Below are 21,972 nucleotides of genomic sequence, written 5' to 3'. Positions count from 1 at the left end.
CCCATCTCCTGCTGCCCGCTAGGACGACGTCGAGCCCTCCGGCAGCGGGTAGATCGCGTTCAGGAACTGCTGCACCCAGGCGATGAGGTCGGTGTCGGCCAGCGGTTCGTCGCCGACGCGCGGCAACGGCACGATGACGGTGTTCGTCTGGGCCAGGTACTTCGCGCCGGGATACATGCGTCGCAGCCGCGTCTGGATGGAGTCGGGGAGGTCTGCAGGGGTGACCCGCAGGTTCGGTCCGACGGCGATGAGGTCGCTGAGTCCCGAGCGCTGCGCACGCTGGCGGAGCCTCGAGACGGCGATGAGTGTGCTCACCTGTGCCGGCGGCTCGCCGTAGCGGTCGGTGAGTTCGTCGATCACGAGGTCGATCTGACCGTCCTTGGCCGCCGGCCCGGACGCGGCCGACAGCTTCTGGTAGGCCTCCAGCCGCAGCCGCTCACTGTCGACGTACTCCTCGGGGATGTGTGCGTCGACGGGTAGCTCGAGCCGGAGCTCGGTCTGCCCCTCGGCGACGTCGCCTCGGAAGGTGGACACGGCCTCGCCGATCATGCGGAGATAGAGGTCGAAGCCCACTCCCGCGATGTGGCCGGCCTGCTCACCGCCGAGCATGTTGCCGGCGCCACGGATCTCGAGGTCCTTCAGGGCGACCTGCATGCCGCTGCCGAGCTCGTTGTTGGCCGCGATGGTCGAGAGCCGGTCGTGGGCGGTCTCGGAGAGCGGCTTGTGCTCGTCGTAGAGGAAGTAGGCGTAGGCGCGCTCACGACCTCGCCCGACACGACCCCGCAGCTGGTGCAGCTGGCTCAGTCCGTACTTGTCGGCGCGGTCGATGATGATCGTGTTGGCGTTCGAGATGTCGAGGCCGGTCTCGATGATCGTCGTGCAGACGAGGACGTCGAAGCGACGCTCCCAGAAGTCGACCACGACCTGTTCGAGCGCGGCCTCGCCGAGCTGTCCGTGGGCGATGGCGATGCGTGCCTCGGGGACGAGCTCCGCGAGGTCCGCCGCGACCCGACTGATGGACGAGACCCGGTTGTGCACGAAGAAGATCTGGCCTTCGCGCAGGAGCTCGCGCCGGATCGCCGCACCGACCTGCTTGCCGTTGTACGGACCGACGAAGGACAGGATCGGGTGGCGGTCCTCCGGTGGCGTGGCGAGCGTGGACATCTCCCGGATGCCGGTGACCGCCATCTCGAGCGTGCGCGGGATCGGGGTCGCGCTCATGGCCAGGATGTCGACGTTCGTCTTCAACTTCTTGAGGGCGTCCTTGTGCTCGACACCGAACCGCTGCTCCTCGTCGATGATCACGAGACCGAGGTCCTTGAACTGCACCTTGTCCGTGAGGAGCCGATGCGTCCCGATGATGACGTCGACCGTGCCGTCGGCGAGTCCGGCGAGCGCCTCCCGAGCCTCCTTGTCGGACTGGAACCGGCTGAGCGGCCGCAGGTGTACCGGGAACCCGGCGAACCGCTCCTGGAAGGTCTCGAAGTGCTGCTTGACGAGCAGCGTGGTCGGCACGAGCATCGCGACCTGCTTGCCGTCCTGGACGGCCTTGAACGCGGCACGGACGGCGACCTCGGTCTTCCCGAACCCCACGTCGCCGGAGAGGAGGCGGTCCATCGGGATCTCGCGCTCCATGTCGGCCTTGACCTCGTCGATGGTCTGCAGCTGGTCGGGGGTCTCCGCGAACGGGAACGCCTCCTCGAGCTCGCGCTGCCACGGGGTGTCGGGGCCGAAGGCGTGCCCCTTCGACGCCATGCGCGCCGAGTAGAGCTTGACCAGCTCGACGGCGATGTCGCGGACGGCCTTGCGCGCCTTGCTCTTCGCCTGCGACCAGTCGCTGCCGCCCATCTTGCTGAGCTGCGGAGCCTCGCCGCCCACGTAGCGGGTGAGCAGGTCGAGCTGGTCCGTGGGGACGAGCAGCTTGTCGCCCGGGTAGCCGCGCTTGGAGGGTGCGTACTCGAGGACGAGGTACTCGCGGGTGCTCTTCACGGGGTTGCGTCCGCCGCTCGAGACCTCGCGCTGGGTCATCTCGACGAACTTGCCGATGCCGTGGGTCTGGTGCACGACGAAGTCGCCGGACCGGAGCTGCATCGGGTCGACGACGTTCTTGCGTCGGGTGGCGAGCTTCTTGACCAGGCGCGAGTCGTATCCGGCGGTGCGTCCGTAGAACTCGGTCTCGCCGAGCAGCATGAGCTTCGACGTCTCGAGCTCGAAGCCGCCCTCGACGTCGGCCTGCAACAGGTAGGCGACGCCGGGCTCCGGGTCGGCCGGCAGCTCGTCGACCATGCGAGCGGCGATCTCGTGCTCGGCGAGGACGTCCGCGGCGCGCTCGACGAGCCCGACCCCGCGGGCGGCGACGACGACCGTCCACCCTTCGCGGATGCGGTCGGCGACGTGTTCGATGGCACCCTCGACGTTGCCGTGGAAGCTCGGCACGGTGTCGCCGTCGACCGTGACGGTGAGGAGCTCGTCGAGTTCGAGGTGCTCCGGGAGCGTCTCGACGTCGGGGCCGGCGCGGAAGCCGCTGAACGTCCACCACGGGTGGTCGGGCGCCGGCTGGCCGGGAGCGCTGAAGGTGACGGACTCCTTCAGGGCGCCCAGCGAGATGAAGTCGCCGGAGGCGAGGTCGATCGGCGCGTTCGCACCGACGGTCGCGGCGCTCCATGCGGCGGCGAGGAACTCGCGGTTCGTCTCGGCGAGGCTGATCGACCGCGTGACGACGCGCTCCGGCGAGACGACGGCGACGGCCGCTCCATCCGGCAGGTAGTGGGTGATCGGAACGAGGCGGTCGACGAGGGCCGGGGAGAGGGACTCCATGCCCTCCACCGCGATGCCCTCCGCGATCTTCTCGAGGATGCCGGTGAGGCTCGGGAACTCGTGCTGCATCTCCGCGGCGCGCTGCCGGACGGCCGGGCTGAGGAGCAGTTCCCGAGACGGCGGCAGGCGGATCGCGTCGACCGGCTCGGGCAGCGATCGCTGGTCGGCGACCGAGAACGCCCGGATGCCGTCGACCTCGTCGCCGAAGAACTCGACCCGGTACGGGTGGTCGGCGACCGGCGGGAAGACGTCGAGGATGCCACCGCGCAACGCGAACTCACCACGCCGCGACACCATGTCGACCCGGGTGTACGCGAGTTCGACGAGTCGCAGCGCGATCGCGGCGAGGTCGTGTCCGCGACCGCCCTGGACGAGTTCGATCGGAGCGGTCTCGGTGAGGTTGTCGGCCACGGGCTGCAGCGCGGCGCGCACCGACGCGACGAGGAGGAACGGCCGCTCCCCTGTCCAGGCGCCGAGCCGCCGCAGCGCCTCCAGGCGTCGGCCGACGATCTCGGCGCTCGGGCTGAGGCGCTCGTGCGGCAGGGTCTCCCAGGCCGGGAACTCGACGATCTCGGCCTCGGGCATGAGGTCGCTGAGCGCGGAGCGGAGCCGCTCGGAGTCACGGCCGGTCGCGGTGACGACGAGGGCCGCCTGGGCGGCACCCTGCCGACCGCGCTCGTCCATGAGCGCCGCGAGGAGCGGTGCACGCAGCCCGTCGATCACGGAGAAGTCCGCGCTCTTGCCCGCGTACGCGAGGGCATCGTCGATCGTTGCGGCGCGCCGAAGCGCGTGAGTCAAACCCTGAAGCGTCACCGGGACAGCCTACGCCGAGCCACCGACACCCATGACCCCATCGCCCACCGGTCACCGCTGTCAATCGGCTGCGGACGACGCGTCACGCGGCATCCTCGCGCGCCGGACGCGTCATGATTGACCCATGACGAGCACGGAGCCCCGGTCAGACCGACACCCCGAACGGACCGGCGGCTTCCCGCTCCCCCCGATCCGCCAACCGATCCGCCGGATCGGAGCGCGGACGTTCGACTTCTCGAAGCAGGTCGCGGTCATGGCGATCATCAACCGCACCCCGGACTCCTTCTTCGACCAGGGCGCGACGTTCTCACTCGACCGAGCCGTCGACGCCGCCGTGACCGCCGCAGAGCAGGGCGCCGACTGGGTCGACATCGGCGGAGCCAAGTTCGCCCCCGGGCCGGAGATCCCCACCGCCGAGGAGATCGACCGCGTGCTCCCCGTCGTCGAGGCGCTCGCCGCACGGAGCGACGTCGTCATCTCCGTCGACACCTTCCGCCCCGAGGTGGCCGCGGCCTGCATCGCGGCGGGCGCCTCCGTCATCAACGACACCACGGGGATCCACGATCCGGCGCTCGCGGACGTCGTCGCAGCGAGCGAGGCCACCCTCGTCATCACGCACAGTCTCGCCAGGCCCAGGCAGCCGCATCCCCGTCCCCAGTACGACGACGTCGCCGGTGAGGTCGCCGCCTTCCTCGCAGCCCGCGTCGACCTCGCGCTCTCGCACGGCATCCCCGAGTCACGGCTCATCGTGGACCCCGGGCACGACCTCAACAAGAACACCGTGCAGACGCTCGAGCTCACGCGACGGTTCGACGAGATCGCCGCGCTCGGGCTGCCGACGCTCGCCGCCGTCTCGAACAAGGACTTCATCGGCGAGTCCCTCGATCGGCCGAAGTCGGAACGTCTCGAGGGTTCCCTGGTGTCCGCTGCCGCGTGCATCCTCCTCGGCGCCCGCATCGTGCGGATGCACGCCGTGCCCGAGTCGATCGCGGCCGTGCGGATGACCGAGGCGATCCTCGGCTTCCGCGCACCGGTGGCGCCCGTCCACAACGTCTGATCCGGAACCCTCGAGGAGTCACATGAGCACCCCCAGCATCACGAGCCTGGTCCCCGCGCAGGACCGACCGCTGTCGGTCGACGAGCTCGTGGCGGCCTACACCGTCGAGGACCGCTCCGTCACGACCGTCCGCGTGAACTTCGTGACGAGCCTGGACGGTGGAGCGACCGTCGACGGGGTCTCCGGCGGGCTCGGCGGCCCTGCCGACAAGACCGTGTTCGACATCCTGCGTCGACTCGCCGATGTCGTGCTCGTCGGTGCCGGGACCGTGCGCGACGAGGGCTACGGTGCCATGCGGCTCGATGTCGACGCCGCGATGTGGCGCGACGACCACGACCTCCCCCTGCACCCGGTGTTCGCGATCGTGTCGGGCTCGCTCGACCTCGACCTGCGCTCGGAGGTCTTCACCCAGGCTCCGGTCAGGCCGCTCGTCGTGACGACCGACCGCGCCGACCCCGCGAAGCGCGCAGCACTCGAGGCGGTCGCCGACGTGGTCGCGTGCGGCGAGGAACACGTCGAACCGGCGCGAGTCGTCCAGGCACTCTCCGACCGTGGTCTGCGGCAGATCCTGTGCGAGGGTGGGCCGGCGCTCTTCGGCTCGTTCATCGCCGCCGACGCCGTCGACGAGCTCTGCCTGACGATCAGTCCGGCGCTCGTCGGCGGAGAGAGCGTCCGGGTCGCTGCGGGTCCCGCGTCCGAAGCACCGCGACCGATGCGGTTGCAGCACCTCCTGCGCGCGGACGAGCTGCTGATCTCGCGGTACGTACGCGCCTGAGCCGTCGGCATCCGCTTCTTCGGGTATTCACCCCTCGACCGTCTGATATCTCAGCAGACCAGCACTGCTACGCTGGCGGCCTCCCCCATCCGATGATTTCTTGGGATGCTGCATGCGCGTTTCGACCAGCCCACTCCGTCCGATCCTGACCACGACGCTCGTGCTGGCAGTCGGATGGACCCTCTCGATGATCCAAACGGCCCCGGCCGGAGCGGCGGCCTCCGGGCCACCGACTGACGCAGCAGGCACTCCACGCAGTGAGGTCTTCCACGAGGACTTCGAACGCGCCCCCGACACCGGTACGCCCATGTCGATCGGCGATTACCTGGGCCATTCGGACCTGCGGTTCGACGCCGACGACTTCTGGACGGACCGAGCGGCATGCAACGGCTTCATCCTGTCCGCCTCCGTGACGGGCGCCGAGCCCGGCGACTGCCTCGATGCCGCGAGCGCCATGGCGAACGTCCGTGCCCTCGCCGGAGTGCTGGGCGTCCTCAACGGCACCGGTCCCGAAACCAACTCCGCCGTTGCGGCCTATACCCAGACGAACGGTCCAGACGGCGCGGTCGAACTGGAGACGACCACGCCGATCCCACTTGCTACCGGCACTGGCCGCTTCCTGACCGCCTCCGTGAACGTCGCGTCCCTGAACTGCTTCGCAGCGGTGCCGACCGCATTGCAGCTGGCGCTGCGAACCTCCGACGGCGTCGAACACCCGGTGTCCGAGCAGGCGATCGATCCTTGCACGGACGACCGTGCCGAATCGTTCAGCCACGGCGGCGTCTCGGCTCGTGCCGGCCACTTCGCGGCCGACTCCTCCATCTTCATCGACGATGATTCGATCGGCGTCGTGATGCGAAACGGACGTGGCGGCGGATCGGGCAACGACCACGCCTTCGACGATCTGAGCATCATCGACGTGACCCCGACCCTCGATGTCGAGCTGTCGCAGGACACCGCCGTCGTCGGTGAGACGGTCCGTCTCCGCTTCATCGTGCACAACACCCCGGAACTCGCCGCGAAGGCCGGCTGGTCCGTGCGGACGGTCCTGCCCGGCGGACTCGCGGTCACAGCCGATCCGCGAGTGACCACGAGCTGCACGGCAGAGGTGACCGCTCCTGGGGCCGGGGCCGACATCGCGTTCACCGGCGACCTCGCGGCGGGACAGGAGTCCTGCACGATCGAGGTCGACGTCACACCGGTCGCTCGCGGCTCGCTGACCGTCGCCGTGGAGGGTGACGCCGTCCGCGGGCTCGACCTCGGCTCGCAGCCGGCCCTGAGCGCCGTCGACCGGGTCGTGATCGAGAGCCCGGCATCCGGCGCCGTCGTGGAGTCCTCACGACCGACCTCCGCCGGAACGGGCGAGCCGGGCGCCGACATCGCCGTGCGCGACGGCGAGGGCCACACCCTGTGTGAGACCACCGTGGACCCGGCCGGCCGCTGGAGTTGCGCAAGCACCGATGTCGTCGAGTCCGGCGAGGCGGTCGTCCGCGTGGAGCAGACCGCCGCGGGGCTCAGCAGCACGGACGAGACCACCTATCGCGTGCTCGTCCCCGCGCTGGCCGCGGAGGGCACCGTCCACCTCGAGATCCAGGGTGCCGACGGATCGTGGGTTCCGGTCGAGGGCGAGACCGTCACGATCGACCCCGGTGACCGCTTGCGTGTCATCGCGACGGTCACCAACACCGGCGAGAACGCGCTGGGCGACATCACCCTCGCGGAGACGCCGGACACCCGCCTCACCTGCAGCAGCGAGTTCATCGAGCCTGGTGCCTCGACGGTCTGCACCAGCACCGAGCCGCTCGTCCTGACACCGACCGCACTCGACCACGGCTCGTTCTCCCACACGTTCGAGGCGGTCCTGACCGGGTATTCGCGCGCGTCGGACCTCGCCCCCACCGGGTCGGTGACGTCCGCCGTCACCGGTCGCCTACCGCTCCCGGACGAACCCCGTGTCTCGACGGGGGCGCTCCACACCTCGCTCGGCATCGTGTGGGGGCTCGCTCCACTCGAACCGGAGGCTCCGTTGGCCCGGACGGGAGCCGAGGTCCCCAGCTCAGCCGCACTGCTCATCAGCGGGCTGCTCCTGGTGGGCGCGACGCTCGTCGGCGCCGGCACGCGTCAGGCCCGACGCGACCGCTCACCGCTCAGCTGAGCGGGCGTCAGGCGCCGTGGAACCGGGTCTGTGCAGCCAACAGGCCCTCGTTCAGGAGGAGTTCGACCGCGTCCGCGGCGTCCGAGATCAGCATCGGGAGCTGCTCCCGTTCCGTTCCCGCGAAGTCCTTGAGGACGAAGTCGGCGGCGTCCTGGCGGCCCGGCGGCCTCCCGATGCCGACCCGGACCCGCAGGAATTCCGGGGTCTTCAGCGCTGAGGCGATGTCGCGGATGCCGTTGTGCCCACCGTGCCCGCCGCCCTGCTTGAGCTTGATCGAGTCGAACGGGATGTCGAGCTCGTCGTGGACGGCGATGACATGGTCGGGGTCGACGGAGAAGAACTGGGCGAGCGCAGCGGTCGGGCCGCCGGAGAGGTTCATGTAGCTGTTGGGCTTGCCGAGCACGAGTTTCGGGCCGCCGGGCACGAGACGCCCCTCAGCCACGCGCGCGTTGCCCTTGTGGGTCTTGAAGGTCCCGCCGATGCGCTTCGCGAGCTCGTCGAGGACCATCTGCCCGACGTTGTGCCGGTTGCGGGCGTACTGCTCGCCCGGGTTCCCGAGCCCGACGATGAGCCACGTGTCTGCAGCCATGCTGCCTTCCTGATCGAACGCCTCGGCCCGTCCGGTGAGACCGGCCAGAAACCGAGCGAACCTGCCGCCTGCCATGCTCCGAGACTATCGGGGCGGGCGGGCGACAGGTTCGTCTGCTGGAGTGGTGACTACTCGGCGGCCTCGGCCTCGGCTGCGGTCTCCTCGGCGGCGGCCTCAGCGGCCTCCGTCTCCTCGTCCACCGGAGCGGCCGGCACGGCGATCGCGACGATGAGGACGTCGGCCTCGGTGATGAGCGACGCGCCCTTCGGGAGCTCGAGGTCGCCGGCCAGGATCTGGGCGCCCTCTTCGAGGCCCTCGACGCTGACGGTGACGCGCTCGGGGATGTGGGTCGCTTCGACCTCGAGGCTCACCGTGGTGGCGTCCTGGTTGAGGATGGTGCCGGCGGCGGACTCGCCCTCGACGTGCACGGGGATGTCGACCTGGACCTTCTCGCCCTTCTTGACGACGATGAGGTCGAGGTGCTCGATGATCTGGCGCACGGGGTCCTTCTGGACGTCCTTGACCAGCGCGAGCTGGCCCTTGCCGTCGATGTCGAGCTCGAGCACCGCGTTGGACTTGCGGAGGATGAGCAGCATCTGGTGGCCGGGCAGCGAGACGTGCACGGGCTCGGTGCCGTGGCCGTAGAGCACGGCCGGGATCTTGCCGAGGGCACGGAGCTTGCGGGCTGCGCCCTTGCCGAACGATTCGCGGAGTTCCGCGGTGACCTTCAGGTCATCGGACATGATGTTCTCCTCACGGGTCTTGCACCCGGTTGGTCGTGCCGCGACGGTGCGCGGCGGAATGGATGAGTCAACTCGAACGCGTATCTGCGTGAGGAAAAGCCGGAAGCCAGACCACCGCGTCGATCACGGAAGCTGCCACGGGCCGCTTCCCTCGCCGAAGTTCAGTGGGAGAGTCTATCGCACCGCGCTGAGGCCCGCGACCGCCTCGTCCACGATCTCGTCGACGGTGGCGTCGACGTCCACGACGAACCCCGGCTCGTCGGCGTCCAGGTCCTCGAGGAGTGCGAACTGGGAGTCGAGGAGCGACGGCGGCATGAAGTGACCGCTCCTGCCCTCCATCCGGCGTCCGAGCACCTCGCGCGAGCCGTGGAGGAGCACGAACCGCACCCCTGGCGCCTCCGCGAGGATCGCCTCCCGGTAGACCCGTCGGAGGGCGGAACAGGCCATCACGAGCCCGGTGTCCGAGGCGTCTGCCAGCGCTTTGCCCACGAGGGCAAGCCAGGGCCAGCGGTCGGGGTCCTCGAGCGGCGTGCCGGCGGCCATCTTCCGCACGTTCTCGAGCGGGTGCAGGGCGTCGGCGTCGACGAAGGGCACCCCGAGCCGGTCGGCGATCAGCACTCCGGTCGTGCTCTTCCCGGACCCGGACACGCCCATGACGACGACGAGCGGTGCATTCACACGGAACCCCCTGCGGTCTCCGGCCGTTGGCCGGTCGGCCGGCTCGTCCGACCCGCACAGCACGATACCGGACACGCCCGCACGGCCCGCTCGGACCTCACCCGCACGCGGGGTCATCAAGCGGTGGAGCGACACCTCCCTTTGCTACGGTTGCAGGACGGGCCGTGCCCGGATCGACGAGGGTGTCGCCGCTGTCCTGCAGCCGCCCCGTCGACTCCTGAGCACTCGGAACGCTTCCCGCATCACCCACTCTGAAGGAGAACCACATGGTGAACACCGCCGAAGCTCGCGCCAACATCGGCGTCGTCGGTCTGGCCGTCATGGGCAGCAACCTCGCTCGCAACCTGGCGAGCCGCGAGGGCAACACGGTCGCCGTGTACAACCGCTCCCCCGAACGCACCGACCTGCTCGTGAGCGAGCACCCCGAGGCCGGCTTCGTCGCGTCGAAGACCATCGAGGAGTTCGCCGCGTCGCTCTCGAAGCCCCGCACCGCGATCATCATGGTGCAGGCGGGTAAGGGCACCGACGCCGTCATCCAGCAGCTCACCGAGGTCTTCGAGCCCGGCGACATCATCGTCGACGGAGGCAACGCACTCTTCACCGACACCATCCGCCGCGAGAAGGCCGTCCGCGAGACGGGCATCAACTTCGTCGGCGCCGGTATCTCCGGCGGCGAGGAGGGTGCGCTCAAGGGACCGTCGATCATGCCTGGTGGCTCCGCCGAAGCGTGGGAGACCCTCGGCCCCATCCTCAAGTCGATCGCCGCGATCGCCGAGGGTGAGCCCTGCGTCACCCACGTCGGAACCGACGGTGCCGGCCACTTCGTCAAGATGATCCACAACGGCATCGAGTACGCCGACATGCAGCTCATCGCCGAGGCCTACGACCTCATCCGTCGCGGCACCGGCAAGTCGCCGGCCGAGATCGCGGAGATCTTCGCCGAGTGGAACCGCGGCACGCTCGAGAGCTACCTGATCGAGATCACCGCCGAGGTCCTCAAGCAGGTCGACGCGAAGACCGGGCAGCCGCTCGTCGACGTCATCCTCGACCAGGCCGGCGCCAAGGGCACCGGCGCGTGGACTGTGCAGACGGCCCTCGACCTCGGCATCCCGGTGTCGGGCATCGCGGAGGCGGTGTTCGCCCGTTCGCTGTCGTCGAAGCCGGCGCAGCGCGCAGCGGCCCGCGAGCTCGCCGGTCCCTCCGAGGAGTGGACCGTCGCCGACCCCGACCAGTTCGTCGAGGACGTGCGCCAGGCGCTCTACGCGTCGAAGATCATCGCCTACTCGCAGGGCTTCGACGAGATCGTCGCCGGTGCCGAGCAGTACGGCTGGGACATCAAGAAGGGCGAGATCGCGAAGATCTGGCGCGGCGGCTGCATCATCCGTGCGCAGTTCCTCAACCGCATCACCGAGGCGTACGAGGAGAACCCCGAGCTGGTCGCCCTCGTGACGGCGCCCTACTTCAGCGACGCCGTCGCGGAGGCGCAGGACAGCTGGCGCCGCGTGGTCGTCGCGGCCGCGCAGGCGGGCATCCCCTCGCCGGCGTTCTCGTCGTCGCTGTCGTACTACGACGGCCTCCGCGCCGAGCGTCTGCCCGCAGCGCTCGTCCAGGGCCAGCGCGACTTCTTCGGCGCGCACACCTACAAGCGCGTCGACCTCGACGGCACGTTCCACACCCTCTGGTCGGGCGACCGCAGTGAGGTCGAGCAGGCGGGCTCGAGCCACTAGCTCGCGGCCTGCACACGCAGAACGCCCGGTCCGAATCGGACCGGGCGTTCTGCGTACCAGCGGAAGGTGACGGGCTACGCGGCGCCGTCGAACATGCTCGTCACGGAGCCGTCGTCGAAGACCTCGTGGATCGCACGGGCGATAAGCGGCGCGATCGAGAGGACGGTCAGCTTGTCGAAGCGCTTGGCCTCGTCGACCGGGAGGGTGTCGGTGACGACGACCGAGTCGATGGCGTCGCTCTGCAGGAGCTCCACCGCCGGGTCGGAGAACACCGCGTGGGTGGCCGCGACGACGACGCCGATCGCGCCGGCGTTCTTGAGGGCCTCGGCAGCCTTGACGATCGTGCGTCCGGTGTCGATCAGGTCGTCGACGAGCAGGCAGACCCGGCCCTCGACCTGGCCGACGATCTCGTGGACGCTGACCTGGTTGGGGACCAGCGGGTCGCGGCGCTTGTGGATGATGGCGAGCGGTGCGCCGAGCTTGTCGCTCCAGATGTCGGCCACGCGGACGCGGCCCATGTCGGGCGAGACGACCGTCAGCGTCGACGGGTCGAGCTTCGCGCGGAAGTGCTCGAGGAGGACCGGCATGGCGAAGAGGTGGTCGACGGGACCGTCGAAGAAGCCCTGGATCTGCGCGGCGTGGAGGTCGACCGACATGATGCGGTCGGCACCGGCGGCCTTGAAGAGGTCGGCGACGAGGCGGGCGGAGATGGGCTCGCGTCCGCGACCCTTCTTGTCCTGGCGCGCGTACGGGTAGAACGGGGCGACCACGGTGATGCGCTTGGCACTCGCGCGCTTGGCCGCGTCGACCATGATGAGCTGCTCCATGAGCCACTCGTTGATCGGAGCGGTGTGCGACTGGATGACGAAGACGTCGGTGCCGCGGATGCTCTCGTCGTACCGGGCGTAGATCTCGCCGTTGGCGAAGGTCCTGGCATCGGTGGGGAGGAGCTCGGAGTCGAGCTCCGCCGCGATCGCCTCGGCGAGCTCCGGGTGGGCTCGTCCGGAGACGAGGACCAGCTGCTTCTTGTTGTCCGCCGTGATGCCTGACACAGACCCTGCCTTCTGCCGGAGTCCTCCGGCCTCACTCACGAGTCGACGTTACCAGCCGCAGCCGCGTCGTCCGACACGGCATCCGCGGTCGGTGCTGCCGAGGCGGCGCCGGCTGCCGTCGCAGCCGCCGTGCCCGGGCGCTTCTGCTCGACCCAGCCCTCGACGTTCCGCTGCTGCGCGACCGTCAGGGCGAGCGCACCCGCCGGGACGTCCTTGCGGATGACGGTGCCGGCGCCGGAGTAGGCACCGTCCCCGACACTGACCGGGGCGACGAGCGTGTTGTGCGCGCCGGTGCGGACGTGCGATCCGATGGTCGTGCGGTGCTTGTGCACGCCGTCGTAGTTCGAGGTGATCGTGCCGGCACCGACGTTCGACTCGACGCCGATCTCGGTGTCGCCGATGTAGCTGAGGTGCGGGACCTTGCTGCCCTCGCCGATCTGCGCGTTCTTCGTCTCCACGAAGGTGCCGATCTTGCCGCGCTCGCCGAGCACCGTGCCGGGTCGCAGGTAGGCGAACGGCCCGACCTCGGCGCCGGCACCGATGACCGACAGCGTCGCGTCCGTGCGGCGGACGCGCGCGCCAGCGCCGACCTCGGTGTCGATGAGCGTGGTGTCCGGACCGATCGTCGCACCGGACTCGACGACCGTCGCGCCGAGGATCTGCGTCCCGGGAAGCAGAGTGACGTCGGCGTGCAGCCGCGCCTTGATGTCGATCCACGTCGTGGCCGGGTCCTGGACGGTCACGCCGGCGAGCTGCCAGGCGCGCACGAGGAGGGCGTTCAGTTTGGCCGCGGCGGCGCTCAGCTGGGCGCGGTCGTTGATGCCCTCGACCAGCCAGGAGTCGCTCACGGGGAGCGCAGAGACCTCGGAGCCCGCGCGTCGCAGGAGGCCGATGACGTCCGTGAGGTATTTCTCCCCCTGGGCGTTGTCGGTGGTGACCTCGGCGAGCGCGTCGCGGAGCTGGCTCACACCGAAGAGGTACACGCCGGCGTTGATCTCGTTCACGGCCCGCTCGGCGTCGGTCGCGTCCTTCTGCTCGACGATGTAGTCGAGGGCGCCGGCCTCGGTGCGGATGATGCGTCCGTAGCTGGTCGCGTCGTCGGGCATGGCCGAGAGGATCGTCGCCGCGACGTCGTGGTTGCGGTGGCGTTCGATGAGCGTGGTGAGCGTGGCCGCGTTCAGCAGCGGGACGTCGCCGTTGACCACGAGGACGTCGCCGTCGAAGTCGTCGGGCAGTGCCAGGAGCGCCTGCTCCACCGCGCGACCGGTGCCGGGCACCTCGTCCTGGTCGACGATGGTCGCACCGGGGAGCTCCGACTCGATGGCCTCGACGAGGCGGTCGCGCTCGTGGCGGACCACGGCGATGACGTGCCCGGCGTCGAGCGAGCGGGCGGTCGCCAGCACGTGCCCGACGATCGGCACGCCGCCGAGTGGGTGCAGGAGTTTCGGCAGCGCCGACTTCATGCGGGTTCCCTGGCCAGCGGCCAGGATGATGATGGCCAGACGGTCGTCGGTCACGTGTGCTCCCCCTCGGTCCGGGACTCGCCCGGTCGGTGATCGGTCGCTCCGCCACCAGGATTCGAACCTGGACCGAACAGCTCCAAAGGCTGCCGTGCTGCCGTTACACTATGGCGGACCACCACCCGGAGGCCGGGCGGCGTGGTCAATTCTGCCATGGATGGACGACCATCGATTCAGCACCCGTCGCCCGATTCAGGCCGACCGGCTTCCGTGCCTCGATAATGGTGGGATGCCAGCTAGCACCGATGAGGTCGACCGGATCGTCGACGCCTGGAACCGCGAGCGCCCGGACCTCGACTTCTCGCCCCTCCAGATCCTCTCCCGTGTCGCCCGGCTGTCACGCCACCTCGACCGTGCGCGGCGGGCGGCCTTCACCCGGTCGAACCTGGAGCCGTGGGAGTTCGACGTCCTCGCGGCGCTCCGTCGCGCCGGCTCCCCCTACCGGCTGAGTCCGAAGGCCCTCCTGCTCCAGACGCTCGTCTCGAGCGGCACGATGACGAACCGCATCGACCGCCTCGTCGAGCGCGGACTCGTCGAACGCCAGGGCGACCCCAACGACGGCCGCGGCATCCTCGTGCAGATGACGAACGCGGGACTCAACACGGTCGACGCGGCCATCACGCGCCTCGTCGACGCCGAGGCGGACCTGCTCGACGGGCTGAGCTCGACCGAACAGGCCCGACTGACCGTCCTCCTGCGGAAGCTCAGCCTCGACTTCGACTAGCTAGCGGCGGAGGATCTTCCGGGCCAGCCAGTTGCCGAAGAACTGGATGAGCTGCACGAGCAGGATGATGATGATCACCGCGGCCCACGTGACGACCGGCTCGAACTGGCGGAAGCCGTACTGGATGGCGAAGGCACCGAGCCCACCGCCGCCGATGAAGCCCGCGACCGCCGACATGTCGACGATGACCACGAACACGAAGGTGTAGCCGAGGATCAGCGGACCGAGCGCCTCCGGGAGGACGATGCTCAGCAGCGTCCGGAGCCGGCTCGCTCCCGCGGCACGCGAGGCCTCGATGACACCGGGCGACACGGTCAGCAGGTTCTGCTCGACGATGCGGCTGATGCCGAAGGTCGCCGCCAGGGAGATGATGAAGATGAAGGCGTTCGCACCGATGCCGGTGCCGATCACGAGTCGTGAGAGCGGCTGGGCGGCCGCGAGGAAGATGATGAACGGGATCGGCCGGAAGATGTTCACGATCACGTTGAGCACGCCGTAGAGCACCGGGTGCGAGTACAGGTTGCCGGGCCGCGTCACGTAGAGCCCGGTGCCGACGACGAGTCCGGCGATCCCACCGAAGAGCAGGCTGAAGGAGACGAGGTAGAGGGTCTCGACGGTCGCGTCGCCGAGCTTCGGGAGCAGATCGATCAGTGCGTCCATGTCAGCGCACCTCCGTCACGGTCGCCTGGGATCCGATGGCGGTCAGCGCTCCGTCGATCGTCTGGTCGTCGCCGCGGAGGGCGAGCGTCAGGTGGCCGAACGCGCGACCCTGGATGTCGTTGATCCCGCCGTACACGAGCTCGAAGTCGACGCCCGCCTGCGCGAGCGTGAGGAAGACGCCCGCCTGCGAGGCGTCGCCGTCGCGGAAGGACAGGGTGACGATGCGCCCGACGTGTCGTTCCTTGAGCACCGACAGCTCGGCCGGTGACGGGACGCCCTTGATGACCGTCGACACGAAGCGCTTGGACGCGGCGTGCTGCGGGTCGGAGAACACCTCGAAGACGTCGCCCTGTTCGATGACCTTGCCGCGCTCCATGACGGCGACCTTCGTCGCGAGCGACTGGATCACCTCCATCTCGTGGGTGATCACGACGATGGTCACGCCGAGATCGCGGTTCACCTGCTTGAGCAGCGCGAGGACCTCCTGCGTGGTCTCGGGGTCGAGGGCGCTCGTCGCCTCGTCCGCGAGCAGGATCCGGGGCGAGGTCGCGAGCGCGCGAGCGATGCCGACGCGCTGCTTCTGTCCGCCGGAGAGCTGGTCGGGGTAGTTGTCGGCCTTGTCGGCCAGCCCGACGAATTTCAGCAGCTCCTCGACGCGGGTGCGGATCTCCGCGCGGGGGCGTCCGGCGACCTCGAGCGGGTACGCGATGTTCTTCCGCACAGACTTGGAGTTGAAGAGGTTGAACTGCTGGAAGATCATCCCGATGCCGAGTCGGAGGTCGCGGAGGCCGCGCTCCGAGAGCGTCGTCACCTCGGTGCCGTCGACGACGATGCTCCCCGACGTCGCGGGCTCGAGCGCGTTGATGAGGCGGACGAGCGTCGACTTCCCGGCTCCCGAGTAGCCGATGATCCCGAAGACGTCACCGGCCTCGATGTCGAGGTCGACGCCGTCGATCGCGGCGATCGGCGCGGCGCCCTTCTGCGGAGACGGATAGCGCTTGGCGACGTCTCGGAGGCTGACGAGTGGCATGGGGGTGTCCTCGGTGTGTCGGGTGATCAGGAGGCGGTGGAACGACGAAGCGTTCCTGTGGGAGCGGATGACAGCCTCCCACAGGAACGCGCTGAACGTCGGATCAGCCCTTGGCCTTGATGTCCTTCTGGACGGTCTCGAGCGACTTCACGAGGTCCTTGACCGGGGTCTTGAGCGGAACCGCGGTACCGCCGGAGTTCTCCACGACGCCGTCGACGACGGACTTCGTGTCCTGGTAGATCTTCACGAGCTTCGCGTACGTCTCGTTGTCGGCGTCGGCGGCCTTCGCGGCGAAGATGTTGACGTACGGCAGCGCGTTCGGGTCGGACGGGTCGTCCTCCGCGATCGCGTCGGACGCCTTCAGACCGGAGTCGTTGATGAAGTCGTTGTTGATGATCGCGCCGGTGACGTCGGGCAGCGAGGTCGGCGTCAGTGAGGCCTCGAGCGAGGTGACGGTGACCTTCGACTTGTCGGCGATGATGTCGTCGGGCGTCGAGAAGATGTTGCCGCCGTCCTTCAGCTCCAGCAGGCCTGCGGACTGCAGGACGAGGAGCGCACGAGCCTGGTTGCTCTCGTCGTTCGGGATGGCGATCGTGTCGCCCTTCTTGATGTCCTTGACGCTGTCGACCTTAGTGGAGTAGAGGCCGAGGGGGTAGATCGCCGTCGAGCCGATGGGCGTGAGGTCCTCACCGGAGGCCTCGTTGTACTGCGCGAGGTAGACGATGTGCTGGAACTGGTTGAGGTCGATCTCGCCCTCGGTGAGCGCCGGGTTCGGCTGCGTGTACTCGCCGAAGTCGACGATGTCGACGAAGATGCCCTCCTTCTCGGCGGCCTCCTTGTACGTCTCCCAGTAGGGGTCGCTCGCGCCGACGACACCGATCTTGACGGGGTTCGCCTCGGTGCCCTTGTCTTCGGCGGCGGCGCCTGAGCCTGCGCCGCCGGCGCATCCGGCGAGGAGCGCGAGGGCGGGGATGATGGCCAGTCCGGCCAGAAGCTTCTTCGAGAAGGTCATTGCTGTGATTCCTCTTTCGGGTGGTGCGCGCCGGTGGACGCTGATTCGACGGTACGTCGGCCTAGCAGGGATGACGAACCGGTGCGTAACACTTCGGAACAGAGCGACGATCGACGGATCGGCGTGCGCCGAGTGGGCTACTCGACGAGCTCGGAGAGCTCCAGCCAGCGGACTTCGAGGTCGGCGATCTCGCCGTACATGGCCTGGATCTTGGCACCGAGCGCGGTGATCCCGGCGAAGTCGCTCTGGTCGTGGACCGCGACCTTCTCGTGGGCCTGCTCGATCTGGCCGTTGAGCTTGTGGAGCTTGCGGTCGATCGCCTTGATCTCCTGCTGCGCGTTCCGGAGCTCCGCACCGCTCAGCTTCGGCGTCTTCTTGGTCGGGCCGCCGCCGGAGGCCGTCGGTCGGTCGTGCTCCTGCGAGCGACTGCCGGCCGTCCCGGCGTTGAGCTCCAGGTACTGGTCGATGCCGCCGGGCAGGTGCCGGAAGTGGCCGTCCATGATCGCGTACTGCTGGTCGGTCACCCGCTCGAGGAAGTACCGGTCGTGCGAGACGACGAGCAGCGTGCCCGGCCACGAGTCGAGGAGGTCCTCCATGGCGGCGAGCATGTCGGTGTCGAGGTCGTTGGTCGGTTCGTCGAGCACGAGGACGTTCGGCTCGTCGAGGAGGATGAGCAGGAGCTGCAGGCGGCGGCGCTGACCACCCGAGAGGTCCTTCACGGGGGTGGAGAGCTGAGCGCTCGTGAAGCCGAGGCGTTCGAGCAGCTGCCCCGGGGTCATCTCCTTGCCACCGGCGACGTAGCTCGTGCGCTTCCGCCCGATGACGTCGCTCACGCGGTCCTGCTCGTACTCGGCGAGCTCGTCGAGCTGTTGCGTGAGTGTCGCGACCTGGACGGTCTTGCCACGCTTGACACGACCCTCGGTCGCTTCGACCTCGCCCGTGACGAGCCCGAGCAGGGTGGACTTGCCGGCGCCGTTCACGCCGAGGATGCCGGTGCGCTCGCCCGGGGCGATGCGCCACTCGACGTCCTTGATGATTGTCCGGTCGCCGTAGGACACGGTGACGTCGAGGATGTCGACGACGTCCTTGCCCAGGCGGGCGGTCGCCATGCCGGCCAGCTCGACCGTGTTGCGCACGGGCGGCTCGTCGGCGATGAGCGCGTTGGCGGCCTCGATCCGGAACTTCGGCTTGGCCGTCCGGGCGGGAGCGCCGCGGCGCAGCCAGGCGAGCTCCTTCTTCATGAGGTTCTGGCGCTTGGCCTCGGAGACCGCGGCGGAGCGATCGCGCTCGACGCGCTGCAGGACGTAGGCCGCGTACCCGCCTTCGAAGGGTTCGACGACGCGGTCGTGCACCTCCCACGTGGCCGTGCAGATGGCGTCGAGGAACCACCGGTCGTGGGTCACGACGAGCAGGCCGCCGGAGTTCTTCGACCAGCGGCGGTTGAGGTGCTGCGCGAGCCAGGTGATGCCCTCGACGTCGAGGTGGTTCGTGGGCTCGTCGAGGAAGAGGATGTCGTGGTCGCCCACGAGCAGGGCGGCGAGCGCGACCCGGCGACGCTGCCCACCGCTGAGGTCGGCGACGAGGGCGTCCCAGGCGATGTCGGAGGCGAGGCCGGAGATGACGTCGCGGACCTTCGGGTCGCCCGCCCACTCGTGCTCGTCGAAGCCGCCGACGATGGTCTGGCCGACGGTCTTGTCGTGGTCGAGGGTGTCGGACTGGTCGAGCACGCCGACCGTGACGCCGTTGCGCACCGTCACGCGGCCGGAGTCGGGCTCCTTGCGGCCGGCGAGGAGGCCGAGGAGCGTGGACTTGCCGTCGCCGTTGCGGCCGACGATGCCGATGCGGTCGCCCTCGTTCACCCCGATCGTGATGCCGTCGAAGACGACCTTGGTCGGGTACTCGAGGTGGAGCGCTTCAGCGCCGAGAAGGTGTGCCATATCCGGTCAACGATACCGGGCCCGGGCGTCGAGCACCGCCCGTGCACCGTAGGCTGCACGGGTGCCTCTGTTCTCCCGTTCCCGCCGACTGCCGTTCGGCGGCCGCGACGCCCGGATCACCCTCCTCGACAAGCGGACACTGCGCTACGAACTCAGCGTCGACGACATCCCGCAGTCGGTGGTCTCCCTCGTGGATCCCCGCTCGCTCGAGTACCCGTACATCCGGCACATCGCACGAGTGATCGACGCCGAGGCCCCGGCGGGCGAGGAGCTCTTCGTCGTCCACCTCGGAGCCGGAGCGCTGACGCTCCCCCGCTACGTCCAGGCGACGCGTCCGGGATCGCCGCAGCTCGTCGTCGAGTTTGAACCGGAGCTGTTCACCGGGATGCTGGAGGCGCTGCCGCTCCCGGACGGTCATCGGGTCGAGGTCCGCTTCGGTGACGCCAGGGCCGTCGCGGACGAGCTGATCGACGAAGCCGCCACCACCGGCGCGGACGTCACAGCGTGGCGGGACGCGAAGGTGACCGTCGTCGACCTCTGGGATGCGGCGGTGATCCACCGTCGGGTCGCGAGCCTCGAGTTCTACCGCCGCGTGGCGGCGCGCTCGGCGGACGACGGCGTGATCGCGGTGAACCTGCTCGACGGCAGCCCGTTCGACTACTCGCGACGCCAGGCGGCGACGCTGCGAGCCGTGTTCGCCCACGTCGCCGTCGTCCTCGACTTCGATCCGGTCGACGACGAGGGGCCGCTCGGCAACGTCGTCGTCTTCGCGAGCGACGCACCGCTCGCGGCCGTGACGCACCCGCAGCTCTTCGGCGCTCCCGCCCCCGAGCAGCTACACGGTGACGCCCTGACGGCCTGGATCGACGGCGCGACGATCATGACCGACGCCGACGGCGAGGACTCCCCCGACCCGGACGACCCTCGCTGGGACTGACGACCGGACCGTCACCGGGGCCGTCCCTATGCGCGCACAGCCCATTGCGCTACGGTGGGCGTAGCGCAATGGACCGATCCGACCGGACTCCGGCGTCGCGCGGAGGAGGTTGGTCGGTGCCCGTCTCCCGACGCGTCTCCCGCGCTCAGCAGATGAGCGACCGCATCCTCGACGCAGCCCTCGACCTCATGCGCTCGCGCGGCTCGGTCGCCGTCAACATCGAGGCGGTCGCGGAGACCACCGGCGTGGCGAAGACGACGATCTATCGGCGGTACCGCAACCGCTCGGAGCTGCTCACGGCGGCCGTCGCCCGCGCCATGGAGACTCCGGTCGAGATCCCCGAGAACCTCTCGACCTACGACACCTTCACCTGGCTGCTCCACGAAGCCCGGGCGATGATCGAGGACGTGGTGGGCCGGGGCACGATCGCGTCGATCCTGCTCCAGGACGACCCCGAGTTCTCGACGCTGCTCCGCGACCTCACGAGGAACCGGGCGCGCGCGCTGTCCAACCTGGTCGACGAACGGATCTCCACCGGCGATCTGAAGCCCGGACTCGACGGCCGGCTCGTCGCGACCCTGCTCCTCGGCGCGGTCCTCGGACAGCTCGTCCGCGGCGCCGACATGGACGACGACTGGGCGGAACAGGTCCTGTCCGTCCTCTGGCCGGCACTGGCCGCATGACGCGAGGCAGCACCCCGCCGCACGCTGCGGTGATCTACAACCCGACGCGCATCCAGCTCGAGCGCGTGACGAGGCTCGTCGACGCCGCAGCCGCCGAGGCCGGCTGGGGCCCGACCAGCTGGATCCCGACCCGCGAGCGGTCGACCGCGGTCGACCAGGTCGCGGAGGCGCTCGGGGGCGGTGCGGCGCTCGTGATCGCCGCCGGCGGTGACGGGACGGTCCGCGAGGTGGCCGGGGCGATGCGTCACACCCGGACGCCGTTCGCCGTCGTCCCCGTCGGTACCGCGAACCTCTTCGCGCGGAACGCCGGGATCCCGATCGACACGGTCGCCGCGGTGCGGGCCGCGTTCATCGGCGAGGACCGCAGCGTCGACGTCGGCCTGATCGAGTACCGGAACCCCGAGGGCGTCCGGCGCAGCACCCCGTTCCTCGTCATGTCGGGCTTCGGTGTCGACGCGGACATGGTGGCCCACGCCGACCCGGTGCTCAAGCGCCGCTTCGGCTGGATCGCCTACGTCGTCCCGATCATCCGCGGACTCTTCCGGCGCGATCGGCCCCGCGTCTCCTGGAAGGAGGACGGCGGACCGATCCGGAGCGGACGGACGCACACGATGTTCGTCGGGAACTGCGGCACCGTCTCAGCGGGCCTCGACGTCCTGCCCGACGCACTCCTGGACGACGGTGTGCTCGACGTCCTCATGGTGCGCTCCCTCGAAGGGTGGGACGGGGTCCGCGTCACGCGCTGGCTGCACCGCGCGAACAATCCCGTCGCCCGGTTCTCCAAGGGCAGACGGACGCGGGGCCGCCGCGTGCAGCCGAGTGCCGTCGAGACGGCCGGTTCCGCCGGAGGTGCGCTCCGCTACCTGCGGGTGCGCCGTATCGACGTGACGGTCTCACCGCCCGCCGAGTTCCAGGCGGACGGCGACGGGATCGGCCTGGTCTCTGCGGCCCGGCTGACCGTCGACCCTGGTGCACTCATCGTCCGGCTGCCGGCGACTGCGGTGCGATCGGGACGGCTCCGGCCCTGAGCCCGCCCTTCGACAGGCTCAGGGCCCGGAGAAAC

18 protein-coding genes and 1 tRNA gene are annotated in these 21,972 nt (G+C 69.5%); 8 read left to right on the top strand and 11 right to left on the bottom strand.

Going from position 1 to position 21,972, the window contains the following annotated elements; genetic code table 11:
• Positions 1–18: 18 nt before the first annotated feature.
• The gene (gene mfd, locus BWO91_RS06930) at positions 19–3,630 is read right to left on the bottom strand and encodes a transcription-repair coupling factor (protein ID WP_079002000.1); all 3,612 of its coding nucleotides are present in this window, start codon (positions 3,628–3,630) and stop codon (positions 19–21) included.
• Positions 3,631–3,754: 124 nt separating this feature from the next.
• On the opposite strand from mfd, the gene folP reads away from it, so the two are divergent.
• The 3 genes from folP (at position 3,755) to BWO91_RS06915 (ending at position 7,617) form a co-directional block, all read left to right on the top strand.
• Positions 3,755–4,687, top strand: coding sequence for a dihydropteroate synthase (gene folP / locus BWO91_RS06925; RefSeq protein ID WP_079001999.1), 933 nt, complete (start codon positions 3,755–3,757; stop codon positions 4,685–4,687).
• 22 nt (positions 4,688–4,709) lie between these two features.
• Complete coding sequence (locus tag BWO91_RS06920) at positions 4,710–5,462, top strand: pyrimidine reductase family protein (RefSeq protein WP_079001997.1); 753 nt, start codon at positions 4,710–4,712, stop codon at positions 5,460–5,462.
• A 112-nt stretch (positions 5,463–5,574) separates the two neighbouring features.
• Positions 5,575–7,617 carry an Ig-like domain-containing protein gene (locus BWO91_RS06915; protein WP_079001995.1) on the top strand — a complete coding sequence of 681 codons (2,043 nt, stop codon included), beginning with the start codon at positions 5,575–5,577 and terminating at the stop codon, positions 7,615–7,617.
• Positions 7,618–7,624: 7 nt separating this feature from the next.
• On the opposite strand, the gene pth is transcribed toward BWO91_RS06915, so the two are convergent.
• The 3 genes from pth to BWO91_RS06900 form a co-directional block, all read right to left on the bottom strand.
• Entirely contained in the window at positions 7,625–8,206 is a 582-nt protein-coding gene (gene pth / locus BWO91_RS06910; RefSeq protein WP_079003868.1) for an aminoacyl-tRNA hydrolase, read from the bottom strand.
• 128 nt (positions 8,207–8,334) lie between these two features.
• Positions 8,335–8,949 carry a 50S ribosomal protein L25/general stress protein Ctc gene (locus BWO91_RS06905; RefSeq protein WP_064296478.1) on the bottom strand — a complete coding sequence of 205 codons (615 nt, stop codon included), beginning with the start codon at positions 8,947–8,949 and terminating at the stop codon, positions 8,335–8,337.
• A gap of 174 nt (positions 8,950–9,123) precedes the next feature.
• Positions 9,124–9,627 carry a gluconokinase gene (locus BWO91_RS06900; protein ID WP_240555704.1) on the bottom strand — a complete coding sequence of 168 codons (504 nt, stop codon included), beginning with the start codon at positions 9,625–9,627 and terminating at the stop codon, positions 9,124–9,126.
• Positions 9,628–9,893: 266 nt separating this feature from the next.
• Here BWO91_RS06900 and gndA point away from each other — a divergent pair, with 266 nt between their 5' ends.
• Positions 9,894–11,354, top strand: a complete 1,461-nt coding sequence (gene gndA / locus BWO91_RS06895; RefSeq protein ID WP_079001993.1) for an NADP-dependent phosphogluconate dehydrogenase — start codon at positions 9,894–9,896, stop codon at positions 11,352–11,354.
• 74 nt (positions 11,355–11,428) lie between these two features.
• Here the strand turns inward: gndA and BWO91_RS06890 are convergent, their stop codons facing one another.
• The 3 genes from BWO91_RS06890 to BWO91_RS06880 all read right to left on the bottom strand — a co-directional run bounded on the left by BWO91_RS06890 (position 11,429) and on the right by BWO91_RS06880 (position 14,041).
• Positions 11,429–12,406 (bottom strand): ribose-phosphate diphosphokinase, encoded by a 978-nt coding sequence (locus tag BWO91_RS06890; protein WP_064296480.1) that lies wholly within the window; start codon positions 12,404–12,406, stop codon positions 11,429–11,431.
• Between the two features lie 35 nt (positions 12,407–12,441).
• On the bottom strand, positions 12,442–13,923 hold the full coding sequence (gene glmU / locus BWO91_RS06885) for a bifunctional UDP-N-acetylglucosamine diphosphorylase/glucosamine-1-phosphate N-acetyltransferase GlmU (RefSeq protein WP_079001991.1): 1,482 nt from the start codon (positions 13,921–13,923) through the stop codon (positions 12,442–12,444).
• A gap of 46 nt (positions 13,924–13,969) precedes the next feature.
• A tRNA-Gln gene (locus BWO91_RS06880) sits at positions 13,970–14,041 on the bottom strand.
• Between the two features lie 114 nt (positions 14,042–14,155).
• Here BWO91_RS06880 and BWO91_RS06875 point away from each other — a divergent pair.
• Complete coding sequence (locus BWO91_RS06875; RefSeq protein ID WP_064296482.1) at positions 14,156–14,650, top strand: MarR family winged helix-turn-helix transcriptional regulator; 495 nt, start codon at positions 14,156–14,158, stop codon at positions 14,648–14,650.
• Here BWO91_RS06875 and BWO91_RS06870 read toward each other — a convergent pair whose 3' ends face one another.
• The 4 genes from BWO91_RS06870 to BWO91_RS06855 all read right to left on the bottom strand — a co-directional run bounded on the left by BWO91_RS06870 (position 14,651) and on the right by BWO91_RS06855 (position 19,289).
• Positions 14,651–15,310, bottom strand: coding sequence for a methionine ABC transporter permease (locus BWO91_RS06870; RefSeq protein ID WP_064296483.1), 660 nt, complete (start codon positions 15,308–15,310; stop codon positions 14,651–14,653).
• A 1-nt stretch (position 15,311) separates the two neighbouring features.
• Complete coding sequence (locus BWO91_RS06865) at positions 15,312–16,340, bottom strand: methionine ABC transporter ATP-binding protein (protein ID WP_079001988.1); 1,029 nt, start codon at positions 16,338–16,340, stop codon at positions 15,312–15,314.
• A 103-nt stretch (positions 16,341–16,443) separates the two neighbouring features.
• Positions 16,444–17,352, bottom strand: coding sequence for a MetQ/NlpA family ABC transporter substrate-binding protein (locus BWO91_RS06860; protein WP_064296485.1), 909 nt, complete (start codon positions 17,350–17,352; stop codon positions 16,444–16,446).
• A 137-nt stretch (positions 17,353–17,489) separates the two neighbouring features.
• Positions 17,490–19,289: an ABC-F family ATP-binding cassette domain-containing protein gene (locus tag BWO91_RS06855; protein ID WP_071261101.1), complete on the bottom strand. Its 1,800-nt coding sequence runs from the start codon at positions 19,287–19,289 to the stop codon at positions 17,490–17,492.
• A gap of 61 nt (positions 19,290–19,350) precedes the next feature.
• On the opposite strand from BWO91_RS06855, the gene BWO91_RS06850 reads away from it, so the two are divergent.
• The 3 genes from BWO91_RS06850 (at position 19,351) to BWO91_RS06840 (ending at position 21,937) form a co-directional block, all read left to right on the top strand.
• Complete coding sequence (locus BWO91_RS06850; RefSeq protein ID WP_079001986.1) at positions 19,351–20,226, top strand: spermidine synthase; 876 nt, start codon at positions 19,351–19,353, stop codon at positions 20,224–20,226.
• Between the two features lie 116 nt (positions 20,227–20,342).
• Complete coding sequence (locus BWO91_RS06845; RefSeq protein ID WP_121289883.1) at positions 20,343–20,909, top strand: TetR/AcrR family transcriptional regulator; 567 nt, start codon at positions 20,343–20,345, stop codon at positions 20,907–20,909.
• On the top strand, positions 20,906–21,937 hold the full coding sequence (locus BWO91_RS06840) for a diacylglycerol/lipid kinase family protein (protein WP_079001982.1): 1,032 nt from the start codon (positions 20,906–20,908) through the stop codon (positions 21,935–21,937). Before BWO91_RS06845 ends, BWO91_RS06840 begins: the two co-directional genes overlap by 4 nt.
• Positions 21,938–21,972 lie beyond the last annotated feature (35 nt).

It is taken from the genome of Plantibacter flavus (genome assembly GCF_002024505.1).
GTDB lineage: Bacteria > Actinomycetota > Actinomycetes > Actinomycetales > Microbacteriaceae > Plantibacter > Plantibacter flavus_A.
The sequence above is the reverse complement of the archived record's forward strand: the minus strand, read 5'-3'. Positions and strand labels throughout refer to the sequence as shown.